We start from the raw sequence: 12869 nt of genomic DNA, 5'->3' as shown, positions 1-12869 counted from the left end.
AATGTGCGGCGTTTCTACAGAAGCGAATGCGCAGCATTCGCGCACGCCGCACCGATTTGTGCCCCGCAGGGGCACTCTTTGGGAGGGCGGACGCCCGACATGCACCGTTTCGCTTGTGGCAACAGTGAGGAAATTGGCAAATGCAATTGCCCTAGGGAGAATTTGTCGGGCTGTCGTGATCTTAAGTTGACTGTCAGCATGGCTGAAGGTAGACTTGCTCTTTTTCGTATTTCCAGGCCCAGCCCATTTCAGTATTCCCCACGCCAGGGGATGGATCGAGTAAGCACGATGACGCAAAAAACTCCCATGACCCTGCAAGGGGAGCAGAAACTGAAGGCCGAATTAAAACGGCTGAAAACCGTGGAACGTCCTCGGATTGTCGAGGCAATCTCCGTTGCCCGCGATCATGGTGATCTGTCGGAAAATGCAGAATATCATGCTGCCAAAGAGCAGCAGTCCTTTAATGAAGGTCGCATCAAAGAGATAGAAACACGCCTCTCCAATGCCGAAGTGATCGATCCAGCACAAATTCGTTCCAATAAAGTGGTTTTTGGAGCCACGGTCGTCATCGTGGATGTGGAAACAGATAGCGAAACGACCTATCAAATTGTCGGCGTCGATGAGGCAAACCTGGAACAGGGTATGATCTCGTTTACCAGCCCTATGGCCCGTGCTCTGATTGGACGCGAAATGGGCGATTCGGTGGTGGTGCGCGCTCCCGGTGGCGACCGCCACTTCGAGATTATCAAAATCAGCTATTAACAGGATCTCCCGTGACCCGGCGACGCCCCTCCAGCGCCCGATGGTTGCAGGAACATCGTGAGGATCCCTACGTTGCTGCTGCCAAACGGGATGGTTATCGTTCCCGTGCCGCTTATAAGTTGCTGGAACTGCAAACCTATCCACAAGAACACCGCCCTCTGGCGCATCCGACGGGCCTGTTGCTGCAACCAGGAATGACCGTCGTGGATCTGGGAGCCGCGCCAGGCGGTTGGAGTCAAGTTGCTGCCCAACTGGTCGCCCCCAAAGGGCGCGTGTTGGCCATCGACCTGTTGCCCATGGCCCCCATTCCCGGTGTGGAGTGTGTAGAGGGCGATTTTCTGGATGAGAGTGTGCTCTTGCAACTGCACACTCTGCTGGCCGCTGATGCCGATAGCCGTGTGGCAGATGTCATTCTCTCCGACATGGCACCCAATATGAGCGGTATTCCCAGTGTCGATCAGGCCCGTGGCGAACTGTTGGCGGAAAGTGCCTTCCAGTTTGCAGAAGCCACTTTGCGACCGGGAGGTAATCTGGTGTTAAAAATTTTTCAGGGCAGCAGCTTTCACACCATTGTTGCCCATGCTCGGCAGATGTTTGCACGGGTTAAATTAATCAAACCCCGTGCCAGTCGTGATCGCAGCCCGGAACAGTATCTGCTGGGCTTGGGGTTCCACCATTCACCACTCTTGCCAACTGAACTGAAACTATCATGAGGATTATCAAGCAGGCTTTGACTTTTGACGATGTTTTACTGCTTCCTGCCCGTTCCGGTTTGTTGCCACGAGACGCCAACCTGGCGACCCGTTTGACCCGCAACATTCGTATGAACATACCCTTGGTCTCCGCAGCCATGGATACCGTGACCGAAGCCCGCACTGCCATCACCATGGCCCAAGAGGGAGGAATCGGCATCATTCATAAAAACATGTCTGTGCAAGAGCAAGCCGCCCAGGTACGTATTGTCAAACGCTTTGTCTCCGGTCTGGTCTCCGACCCCTGGACCCTGCGCCCAAACGATACTCTGCAATCGGCCATTGAAATGATGCAGCAATATCATATCTCTGGCATTCCCGTGACCGAGGCGGATGGCCGCTTGCAAGGGATCCTGACCAACCGGGATGTGCGTTTTGCCACCGACCTCAACCAACCCATCGCCGAACTGATGACCCCACAACATAAATTGGTCACCGTGACCCAGGGGGTTGCCCTGGAAGAGGCAAAACGGCTGCTGCATCAACACCGCATCGAAAAATTATTGGTGGTAGACAACGACTTCCGCTGTGTCGGATTGATCACCGTCAAGGATATCGAAAAAAGCCAAACCAATCCCAACGCCTGCAAAGATCATATCGGTCGTCTGCGCGCCGGAGCGGCCATAGGGGTTGGGCCAGATGGACGAAGTCGTGCCATCGCCCTGGTGGAAGCAGAGGTGGATGTCATCGTCGTCGATACTGCACATGGCCATTCGGAAAGTGTGCTGGAGATGGTCACCTGGATCAAAGGCAAATATCCCCATTGCGAAGTAATCGCCGGCAATGTGGCCACCGCTGAAGGGACTCGTGATCTGATTGCTGCCGGAGCGGATGGCATTAAAGTCGGTATCGGTCCCGGTTCGATCTGCACCACCCGCATCGTCGCCGGAGTGGGTGTTCCCCAAATTACCGCGATTGCCGACTGCGTGGCCGAAGCAGAAAAGGCAGGGATTCCGGTCATCGCCGATGGAGGGATCAAATTTTCTGGCGATGTGGCCAAAGCAATTGCCGCTGGTGCCTCCTCGGTAATGATGGGCTCCATGTTTGCCGGTACCGATGAATCGCCAGGAGAGGTGTTTCTCTTTCAGGGACGCAGTTATAAAACCTATCGTGGCATGGGCTCCCTGGGTGCCATGGTGCAAGGATCCCAGGACCGCTATGCCCAAGCCGGCGTTGATGTGCAAAAGTTGGTCCCGGAAGGGGTCGAAGGACGGGTACCCTATAAAGGACCGCTACAACCCTTGATTCAACAGATTTTGGGAGGATTGCGCGCCGCCATGGGCTATACCGGATGCGTCGATATTCCCACCTTGCGCAGCAAACCCTCCTTTGTGCAAATCACTCAGGCCGGACTGCGCGAGTCGCATGTCCATGATGTCAGCATAACCAAAGAAGCACCCAACTATCGCCAGGATTAAGTCAGGAGCATCAACCCATGTCCGCTGATCCCATCCATGAGGAACGAATCCTCATCCTTGACTATGGTTCCCAATATACCCAGTTGATCGCCCGCCGGGTAAGGGAAGCACAGGTGTACAGCGAGATTCATCCCCATAGCATGAGCACAGAAGCTATACGCGCCTTCAAACCGAAAGGGATTATTCTCTCTGGCGGTCATCGTTCCGTCTATGACGCCGGTGCCCCTGACCTGAATCCGGTCATCCTCTCCCTGGGTGTGCCGGTGTTGGGCATTTGTTATGGCATGCATCTGCTGGCCCGCCATTTTGGCGGCGAGGTGGCGCCTTCAAAAACACGTGAATATGGCTTGGCTACGGTGTGGCGCCATGAATCGCATGCCAACCCCTTCCCCAACTTTTTTCGCCAGAGCCATATCCATGGCCTCTCCGAACGCCCCTGGCCAGTCAAGGTCTGGATGAGCCATGGCGACCATGTCACTCGAGTCCCCAACTCATTTCGGATCCTGGCCAACAGCAATAACGATATTATCGCTGCTATCGCTTCCAAAGATGACCATCTGTTGGGCGTACAGTTCCATCCCGAGGTCAATCATACCGAACAGGGTGAGTTGCTGATTCAGGATTTTGTGTTGGGCTTGTGCGGCTGTCAGGGTTTGTGGACAGCACAAGGAGTAATCGAACGGGAGAGTCGTCTGGCCCGGGAAAAGGTGGGCAATGACCATGTCATTCTGGGTCTCTCCGGTGGCGTTGACTCTGCAGTAACTGCCGCCCTTTTGCATCGCGCCATCGGGACACAATTGACCTGCATTTTTGTCGATAACGGTCTGTTGCGCCTCAACGAAGGCGATGAGGTGATGGCCACCTTTGCCGCCCACTTGGGAGTACGGGTGATCCGGGTCGATGCAGAAGAGCGTTTTCTCTCGCGCCTGCAGGGAGTGACCGACCCGGAACAAAAGAGAAGAATCATCGGCCATACCTTCATCGAGGTGTTTGAAGAAGAGGCAAAAAAGATTGACGGTGTGCGCTGGTTGGCCCAGGGTACCATCTATCCCGATGTGATCGAATCGGCTGGCGCCAAAAGCGCCACTGCAACCACCATCAAGTCACACCATAATGTCGGCGGTCTGCCGGAAAAAATGGGTTTGGCCTTGCTGGAACCGTTGCGGGAGCTGTTCAAGGATGAGGTCAGACAGATCGGCTTGCAGTTGGGACTCCCCGAACGCATGATCCGGCGCCACCCCTTCCCCGGCCCTGGGCTGGGAGTGCGCATCCTCGGTGAAGTGCGTAAAGAGTTTGCCGAGCTGTTGCGCCGCGCCGATGCCATCTATATGGAAGAGCTCTATCAATCGGGCTACTATCATAAAACCGATCAGGCTTTTGCCGTCTTTCTGCCGGTCAAAAGCGTCGGCGTCATGGGCGATGGACGCAGTTATGATTATGTCGTTGCCCTGCGCGCTGTGGAAACAAAGGATTTTATGACCGCTGCCTACTATCCGTTGCCCCACGATCTGCTGGCCCGCATCGCCAGCCGCATCATCAATGAAGTAAAAGGGATCAACCGGGTCACCTACGACATTACCTCCAAACCACCCGGCACCATTGAATGGGAATGAGCACACCTGCGACCAATAACTTTGACAAAAATCAAACAATGCTTGACTAAAAAGCAGGCATCTGCACAATACCATGGCAACCGTGTGGCATGACGCACACGGTTGCCCCCTGCAGTAAATAAAATTTCTCAAACAAATGAATCAGTTAACATAAACACAGCAGTTGGTCCACAGGTTGCGGTAGCAAAACAGTGTGGCGATACTGATTGGCTCTTGATCACCCGACAACAAGGAAACAGCATACATGTCTAAAGCACTCACCTATTTAGCCAAAGCCCGTCCAGAAGCAGCAACCAGTCTGTTGAGTTTTTATAAACACAGCGTGCAGGCGTTGGATGAAAAAACCCGGCATTTGATTCAAATTGTCACCAAAGTAACCGTGGGTACCGAACGGGGCTTGCGCCAATATGCGCCTAAAGCCTTGAAAGCAGGCGCCAGTCGCGAAGAGATTCTGGATGCGGTGTTGATGGCCTTTCCGGCCGCCGGTCTGAACAAGGTCTTGGATGCGATTGATATTATGCGCGAAATGGATCTGCTGCCGGAGGTGGCACAAGAGAGTCCGACAGCCGATTCTTCGTTGCGACTCTGTACCGTTGCCGATCTCCCCCTGCAACGACTGCAGACACTGCAACGTCCAAGCGGAGATTTGCTGCTTTATCGTACCGATAACGATACAGTTTTGGTCTATAGCGCCCGCTGCCCCCACTCCAAAGCCAATCTGTGTCACGGCACCGATCATGGCACGCAAGTGGAGTGTCGCGTTCACAACTGGACATTTGACTTGGCCAGTGGTGCCTGTTTGCAACCGGCCAATGGCAAAACTTTGCAAGTAGTGGCAACAGAGATTCGTGATGGTCAACTCTATCTACTGTCCGCGCCAACCTGAGCATATTCCGCCTTGAGGAGGCAATGGTAATGAATAAAAACAAGATGTTGAAATATCTGATCGACAGCGATTTGCAACTGATCAGCGCCCATTTTAACCGGCAAACCTATGCAGCAGGAGAGACCATTTTTTCCGAAGGGGTGGTCTTGCATGCCCTGCACCTGCTGGTTTCAGGCTCGGTCAAGGTGGTACGCAATAATCTGGATAAGGAGGTGGTGGTTGCTCAGTTGGGGCCCGGAGAGCTGTTGGGAGTCACCTCTCTGTTGGATGGTTCGACAATCAGCGCTACCGTGATCACTGTGGAGCCCTGTGAATTTGACTGGATTGCCTTTACAGATCTGCATTCGCTACTGGAATTGGTGCCCGGTTTGGCGACACGTTTTTATCGTTCGTTGGGTTCGGTATTGGCCGACCGTTTGGATACCGTGTTAAATCAAGTCACACTGCCACCCACGCACTGACAGAGAGCCCAGGCCAGGGGATGATCATACTCCCCTGGCTGGGTGCCTGCTGTTTATTCCGCCAACCAGCCCTTGGCAATCCATTTGCTCAACAGACGACGATAGTGATTTTCCAAAGCGACTACCAAACGATCTCCATAGCGCTTGATCTGCAAGATGCGGTTGATAATCAGTGCGGCGGTCCAGGCCACCAATAATCCTCCCAGCATATCAAAAGGAAAATGCACCCCCAAATAGACCCGGGCCCAACAGACCAATCCGGCCAAACCAAACAACACCCAACCCACACGCTTGCGCAAACCGTTCAGCCAGAGAGAAAAGGCGGCAGCAAAACAGAAAACAGCATGATTACTGGGAAAAGAGGCATCGGGAGCATGAAAGAGATGGGTATGGCCAAGCCCGATGACAAAGGGACGAGGATGCGGCCACAAGGCCCGCAAGGTCACACTGATACTCAGGGCCAAAAGGATGGTCAACACCGCTTTGACAGCCAGCTCACGATGATAGGAGAGCCCCCACAACCACATGCTGGCCAGAAGGAGCGGAATGACATAAACCAACCATTTGGCAAGAAAAATTGCCCCATACAAAGCAAAACTACCAGGTTCTGCACCGGCGTTGAGCAGCAAAAAAAGGTTCTGGTTATACTGTTCCATAGGATAATAACCTTGTTGGCAATCCGTAACAGGTCACAAAGGGTGCAGTGACAGGGCTCTCTGTCGATTGCAACAACCGATACAGAGAAGGTTATACACTTAAACTTATCCGGCGCTGCTTTGCTGTGGAGCTATACCATCCCTTCCACTCCTTAGATCTCTATACTGGGCAAAGCAGAGAACTGGCACATGGTACCACTCTTGCGAGGAATGTTAACAGAAGCGAGAGGCTTGGGCCAAGAGCTCAGGGTAGATTTTTCTGCAATTTCTTTTCTGTCAGACGGTTTCCCGTGCTGACCTTTCAGGCTTTGCGTGCCTCCTTTTCCCCAGTCGATAGCGGTTGACAAATGAAAGTCAGATCCCTTTGCCTGCCCAACAACAGGCAAAATGCAGAAAATATCCAGCGTAAACGGATGATTCTTGACGGGATACGTTGCGTAACGGCTCTGCCTGAGGGTATCATACCCTTTTCAACCGTGTAACAAAGTGGGGATCCATGGACGTCATCGTTAAAGAAACAGCAACCTTTGATCGGGAAGTTACCGTGCGCATTGCAGCCAGCCGGGTTGACGAGTTGTTGGAGCAAGAGTTGGCCAAGTTGGCAACATCCGCCAAATTGCCAGGTTTTCGCCCAGGCAAAATCCCGAAAGCGCTGCTCGAATCTCGTTTCCGCGATCATCTCTCTGGGTTGTTGGTAGAACGGCTGATCCAGGAGACCTATTTTACGGTCCTGACTGAAAAAGAGCTGCATCCGGTCGATAATGAACCACGTCTGACCATCGGCAAGATAGAACGCGGAAACGATTTTATTTATACCGCACAAATTCAAATTTATCCAGAAGTAGACCCAAAAGGCTATAACGGCTTGACGCTCACCCGTCGCCTGGCAGAGGTCACGGACGAGGATATCAATACGGTTATTGCGCAATTGCGCAAGGAACATGCCCGTTATGAAACAGAAGAAGGACGGGCAGCACAGATGGGAGATCGGGTCATTCTCGATTTTCTCGGTAAAATTGATGGCGAACCCTTCCCGGGCGGCCAAGGCACCGGCCACACCTTGGAGCTGGGTTCAGGTCGTTTTATCGATACCTTTGAAGAGCAATTGGTTGGCAGTGTGGCCGGTACGGAGCGTCAGGTACGGGTGCGTTTTCCTGACCAATATCGTGCCAGCGAGTTGGCCGGCAAAGAGGCCACCTTTGATTGCACTGTTCATGAGGTGCAAGCCTCTATTTTGCCACCAGAAGATGACTCTCTGGCCACACTCGCAGGATTGCGGGAGGGCGGCTTGACCGAGCTGCGCAACGAAATCAGCAACAGTTTGCACAAACAGGCGGAACAAGAGAGCGAAAAACAGCTCAAAGATGCTATCCTCCGGCAGTTGTTGGCAAGCAATGGCATGGAGCTGCCCGAGCGGTTGGTGCAACGGGAGTGCCGGGTGATTGCCAAACAGGCACAACGCGATTATGAGCAACAAGGAATGAGCTTGGCCGATTTGGGAATGAGCGAAGAGGCCCTGGCCGCCCAGTTTGTCAAGCCGGCACAGGAACGGGTCATTTTGGGTCTGGTGTTGGGCGAAATTGCCGAACGGGAAAAATTGGTCCTGGATGAAGCGGCTGTCGAGGCCCGTTTGGAAGAGATGAGCGCCATGTTTGGCGAACGCGCCAAAGCCATGAAACAGTGGTTTCGCGAAAATGAAGAACGGATGGAGAGTGTGCGCGCCTCGATACTGGAACAGCAAACCATTGATTGGATTCGCGAACAGAGTACCATAACAGAAGAGAAATGCACGTTCAAAGAGTTGATGGGACAGGAGAACACAGAGGCAGCAGCAGCCTAAAACAGTTTGCCGTTGTTTCGATGTGACTGGTATGCTTTATGCGATACCTGACCTGCCATCGCGGCTTGTCACAGCATAAAAAGGGTGTTTTATGAGTCTGGTACCTATGGTAGTGGAGACTACCAACCGCGGCGAGCGGGCATATGATATTTACTCCCGCCTGCTGAAAGAACGGGTTATCTTTCTGGTTGGGCCGATCGATGATCATTCGGCCAATCTTGTCATTGCGCAATTGCTTTTTCTGGAATCGGAAAATCCAGAAAAGGACATTCATCTCTATGTCAATTCACCGGGGGGACATGTCACCTCCGGGTTGGCTATTTATGACACCATGCAGTTTATCCGGCCGGATGTGAGCACTCTCTGTATCGGCCAAGCCTCCAGCATGGGTGCGGTTTTGTTGGCCGCCGGAACCAAAGGCAAACGTTTGGTGCTGCCCAATTCACGGGTGATGATCCATCAACCTCTGGGCGGTGTGCATGGACAATCCACCGAGATCCAAATCCAGGCACGGGAAATCAATCGCATGCGCGATCGTTTGAACGCCATTTTGTCGCACCATACCGGTCAACCTTTACGCCGCATCGCCCGCGATACCGAACGGGATTTTTATCTCTCTGCCCACGAAGCCTGTGAATATGGCTTGACCGATAAAGTCATTGAAAAGCGTACAGTTGATGAAACCGACAACGCTTCGGCTGATTGATTGGGGGTCGCACAAGAATGGCAAAAAAAGTGACGGGTGTGGGCAGTGTCTTGCACTGTTCATTTTGCAGTAAAAATCAACATGAGGTCCGGAAGCTGATTGCCGGACCATCGGTTTTTATCTGCAATGAGTGTATCGACCTCTGCCGCGAGATCATCAAGGAAGACAAAGAGGAGAAGAGCAGTCGCCGCTCCGAGGGTGTACCCACGCCCAGTGAAATCAAAAGCATCCTGGATGAATATGTCATCGGCCAGGATCGTGCCAAAAAGGTTTTGGCCGTTGCGGTCTATAACCACTATAAACGTCTGACTGCGGAGAGTGGTCCAGATGGCGGGGTGGAGATTGCCAAAAGCAATATTCTGCTGATTGGTCCAACAGGGTCTGGTAAAACCTTATTGGCACAGACTTTGGCGCGCATTTTGAACGTTCCCTTTACCATCGCCGATGCCACCACGCTCACCGAAGCCGGTTATGTGGGTGAGGATGTGGAAAACATCTTGTTGCGCCTGCTGCAGGCCGCAGACAACGATGTGGAAAGAGCCCAAAAAGGGATTGTCTTTATCGATGAGATCGATAAAATCGCCCGCAAATCTGACAATCCCTCCATCACCCGCGATGTCTCCGGTGAAGGGGTGCAGCAGGCTCTGCTGAAAATTATTGAAGGCACCATCGCCAATGTTCCCCCGCAAGGCGGACGCAAGCATCCCCAACAAGAGTATCTGCAGGTGGATACCACCAATATTCTGGTCATCTGCGGGGGCGCCTTCAACGGCTTGGAAAAGGTGATCGAACGCCGCTCCAACAAACATCGTGGGATCGGCTTCACCTCCGAAATCAAAAAAAGCTCCGAGCAAGAGCTGCTCAATGAGTTACTGTCACAACTGGAACCAGAAGATCTGTTGCAATATGGCCTGATTCCAGAGTTTGTCGGTCGCCTGCCGGTGGTAGCCACTCTGGAAGAGCTGGATGAAGAGGCGTTGGTGCGCATCCTCCGTGAACCCAAAAATGCCTTGCTCAAACAGTATCAACGTCTGTTTGAACTGGAAGAGGTCAGCCTGACCTTTACCGAAGAGGCGGTGCGGGCTGTGGCAGCCAAAGCCATTAAACGTAAAATTGGTGCCCGTGGTCTGCGCGCCATTTTGGAAAATGTTCTGCTGGACGTGATGTATGATATTCCCTCTCTGGATAATGTGCGCGAAGTGGTAATCAACAAGGAAGCCATTGAACAAGATGCGGTTCCTTTGTTGATTTATGAAGAGTTGCCTCTGGAAGCGCATGGTTAAAGCGCGGTCATAAAGGATGATGGCATGGCCACACAAATATATGATGGCAAAGTCGGTTCGGGAGTGATGCGTATTCCGCTGTTGCCGTTGCGGGATATTGTTGTTTTTCCGCATATGATTGTCCCACTGTTTGTCGGACGGCAGCGCTCGATTCGCGCCTTGGAATCGATCATTCCCCAGGGAGATCAGCGGCGGATTCTGCTGGTGACCCAAAAGGAGGCCTCGACCGATGAACCAGGGGAGGAGGATATCAATAGCGTTGGCGTGGAGGGAATCATCCTCCAGGTCTTGAAGCTGCCTGATAACACAGTCAAAGTGTTGGTAGAGGGAGGACGCCGCCTGCGCATCCGCCGCTATGTCCAACGTGATCCCTGTTTTATCGTTGAAGCCACTCCACTGGAACAAGATGAGTATGATCAGACCGAAGCTGTGGCTCTGATGCGTACCATTGTTCGCCAGTTTGATGCCTATGCCAAAATCAATAAACGCATCGCCCCAGAGGTTTTGACTTCGCTGCAGAATACCGAAGATCCAGAGCAACTGGCTGATGTGGTCGCTCCGCACATCTCCATGAAGGTGGTGGAACGGCAAGCATTGCTGGAAATGCCGTCGGTTCTGGACCGTCTGGAGCGGCTGCTGCTCACCATGGAGCAGGAGCTGGATGTATTCCAGGTGGAAAAAAGAGTGCGTGGTCGCGTCAAGCGCCAGATGGAAAAAAGCCATCGCGACTATTATCTCAACGAACAGATGAAAGCCATCCAGAAGGAGTTGGGAGAGCGCAGCGACGAAAAAGAGGAGCTGACCGAACTGGCGGAAAAGATTGCCTCCGTACAGCTTTCTGAAGAGGCACGCAAAAAGGCTGAGGCCGAGCTGAAAAAATTGCGACAGATGGCACCCATGTCAGCCGAAGCGACAGTGGTACGCAACTATATCGATTGGCTGATCAGCCTCCCCTGGGGAGAGTTTACGGAGATGAGCCATGATCTTGGCCGGGCAGAAGAGATTCTGGCGGAGGATCATTGGGGGCTGGACAAGGTCAAAGAGCGAATTCTCGAACAGCTTGCCGTGCAGCAAAAGGTGCAAAAGGTCAAAGGCCCGATTTTATGTCTGGTGGGCCCTCCCGGTGTGGGTAAAACCTCGCTGGCCAAATCGATTGCCCGTGCAGCAGGTCGTGAATATGTACGCATCTCTCTGGGCGGTATTCGCGACGAAGCGGAGATTCGCGGCCATCGGCGTACCTATATCGGCTCCCTGCCAGGCAAAATCATTCAATCCATGAAAAAAGCCGGCAGCAATAATCCCCTCTTTTTGTTGGATGAGATCGACAAGGTTGGATCCGATTTTCGTGGTGATCCCTCCTCCGCTTTGTTGGAGGTGTTGGATCCCGAACAAAATGTGGCCTTTAACGATCATTATCTGGAGGTGGATTATGATCTTTCCAAGGTGATGTTCATCACCACGGCCAACAGCCTGAATATTCCGCGTCCCTTATTGGATCGCATGGAGGTGATTCGTCTGGCTGGTTATACCGAACAGGAAAAGATTCGTATTGCCAACAGCTATCTGATCCCCCGGCAGATGGAAGCGCATGGGCTGGATAAAAGTGAATTTTTACTGACTCCGCAAGGTCTGCTGGAGATCATCCGTTATTATACCCGGGAGGCGGGTGTGCGCAATCTGGACCGAGAGATTGCCAGTTTGTGCCGGAAAACAGCACGTGCCTTGCTCTCCGGCAAGGCCAAAGGACGGGTCACCGTCACGGCAAAAGCGCTGGAAAAATATCTGGGTGTGCGTCGTCATCGCTTTGGCTTGGCGGAGGATACCGATCTGGTGGGAGTAACCACCGGCTTGGCCTGGACAGAGGTGGGTGGTGAGATCTTGACCATTGAAGGCACCCAGTTGGATGGCAAAGGCAAGCTGATGATCACCGGCAAGCTGGGTGATGTGATGCAGGAGTCGGCCCAGGCGGCCATGACCTATGTGCGTTCCCGCGCCAAAGAGTGGGGCTTGACCGAAGAGGATTTTTTCCAAAAACATGACATCCATATCCATGTTCCTGAAGGTGCCACACCCAAGGATGGTCCGTCGGCGGGTATTGCCATGTGTGTCACCCTGGTCAGCGCCTTGCTGGGCATTCCTGTGCGTCGCGATGTGGCAATGACCGGTGAAATCACCTTGCGTGGTCGGGTATTGGTCATTGGTGGCTTGAAAGAAAAATTATTGGCCGCACATCGCGCTGGGGTGAAACATGTGCTTATTCCCAGCGAAAATGTCAAGGATCTCAAGGAGGTACCACAAAGCATCCTCCGTGATCTGGAGATTCATCCAGTAAACCATCTGGATGAGGTGTTGAGTCTGGCCTTGACCAAGCCGTTGCGTACTCTGGCTGCAGAGGAAGAGTCCTTGCCAGAGCCCCCTCCTCTGCTGGCCGATCATGACGCCATGCTGCCTACAGCAGAAACGCCTGCTGTGACTCACTGAATGACCTATCG

11 protein-coding genes are annotated in these 12869 nt (G+C 53.0%); 10 read left to right on the top strand and 1 reads right to left on the bottom strand.

Features of this window, described 5'->3' with window-relative positions:
- The first annotated feature begins 288 nt into the window (after positions 1 to 288).
- The 6 genes from greA (at position 289) to EJP87_RS08685 (ending at position 5892) form a co-directional block, all read left to right on the top strand.
- Complete coding sequence (gene greA, locus EJP87_RS08710) at positions 289 to 762, top strand: transcription elongation factor GreA (RefSeq protein WP_130471477.1); 474 nt, start codon at positions 289 to 291, stop codon at positions 760 to 762.
- An 11-nt stretch (positions 763 to 773) separates the two neighbouring features.
- Positions 774 to 1475, top strand: coding sequence for an RlmE family RNA methyltransferase (locus EJP87_RS08705; RefSeq protein ID WP_130471476.1), 702 nt, complete (start codon positions 774 to 776; stop codon positions 1473 to 1475).
- Entirely contained in the window at positions 1472 to 2932 is a 1461-nt protein-coding gene (gene guaB / locus EJP87_RS08700) for an IMP dehydrogenase (protein ID WP_130471475.1), read from the top strand. Before EJP87_RS08705 ends, guaB begins: the two co-directional genes overlap by 4 nt.
- 17 nt (positions 2933 to 2949) lie before the next feature.
- Positions 2950 to 4545, top strand: a complete 1596-nt coding sequence (guaA, locus tag EJP87_RS08695) for a glutamine-hydrolyzing GMP synthase (protein WP_130471474.1) — start codon at positions 2950 to 2952, stop codon at positions 4543 to 4545.
- Between the two features lie 244 nt (positions 4546 to 4789).
- Positions 4790 to 5431, top strand: a complete 642-nt coding sequence (locus EJP87_RS08690; protein ID WP_130471473.1) for a Rieske 2Fe-2S domain-containing protein — start codon at positions 4790 to 4792, stop codon at positions 5429 to 5431.
- Between the two features lie 29 nt (positions 5432 to 5460).
- A complete protein-coding gene (locus tag EJP87_RS08685; RefSeq protein WP_193771246.1) occupies positions 5461 to 5892 on the top strand; it encodes a Crp/Fnr family transcriptional regulator in 432 nt (143 codons plus the stop codon).
- A gap of 53 nt (positions 5893 to 5945) precedes the next feature.
- Here EJP87_RS08685 and EJP87_RS08680 read toward each other — a convergent pair whose 3' ends face one another.
- Positions 5946 to 6548, bottom strand: a complete 603-nt coding sequence (locus EJP87_RS08680) for a phosphatase PAP2 family protein (protein WP_130471471.1) — start codon at positions 6546 to 6548, stop codon at positions 5946 to 5948.
- Positions 6549 to 7044: 496 nt separating this feature from the next.
- Between EJP87_RS08680 and tig the strand changes: the two genes are divergently transcribed.
- The 4 genes from tig (at position 7045) to lon (ending at position 12858) form a co-directional block, all read left to right on the top strand.
- A complete protein-coding gene (gene tig, locus EJP87_RS08675) occupies positions 7045 to 8388 on the top strand; it encodes a trigger factor (RefSeq protein ID WP_130471470.1) in 1344 nt (447 codons plus the stop codon).
- Between the two features lie 91 nt (positions 8389 to 8479).
- Positions 8480 to 9094 carry an ATP-dependent Clp endopeptidase proteolytic subunit ClpP gene (gene clpP / locus EJP87_RS08670; RefSeq protein ID WP_130471469.1) on the top strand — a complete coding sequence of 205 codons (615 nt, stop codon included), beginning with the start codon at positions 8480 to 8482 and terminating at the stop codon, positions 9092 to 9094.
- Positions 9095 to 9111: 17 nt separating this feature from the next.
- On the top strand, positions 9112 to 10377 hold the full coding sequence (clpX, locus tag EJP87_RS08665) for an ATP-dependent Clp protease ATP-binding subunit ClpX (RefSeq protein ID WP_130471468.1): 1266 nt from the start codon (positions 9112 to 9114) through the stop codon (positions 10375 to 10377).
- A 24-nt stretch (positions 10378 to 10401) separates the two neighbouring features.
- Positions 10402 to 12858: an endopeptidase La gene (gene lon / locus EJP87_RS08660; protein WP_130471467.1), complete on the top strand. Its 2457-nt coding sequence runs from the start codon at positions 10402 to 10404 to the stop codon at positions 12856 to 12858.
- Positions 12859 to 12869: the final 11 nt, after the last annotated feature.

Origin of the sequence: Candidatus Magnetaquicoccus inordinatus, from assembly GCF_004217665.1 — a bacterium.
Taxonomy (GTDB): domain Bacteria; phylum Pseudomonadota; class Magnetococcia; order Magnetococcales; family Magnetaquicoccaceae; genus Magnetaquicoccus; species Magnetaquicoccus inordinatus.
Note: the sequence above shows the minus strand (reverse complement) of the source record. Positions and strands in the feature narration are given on the sequence as shown.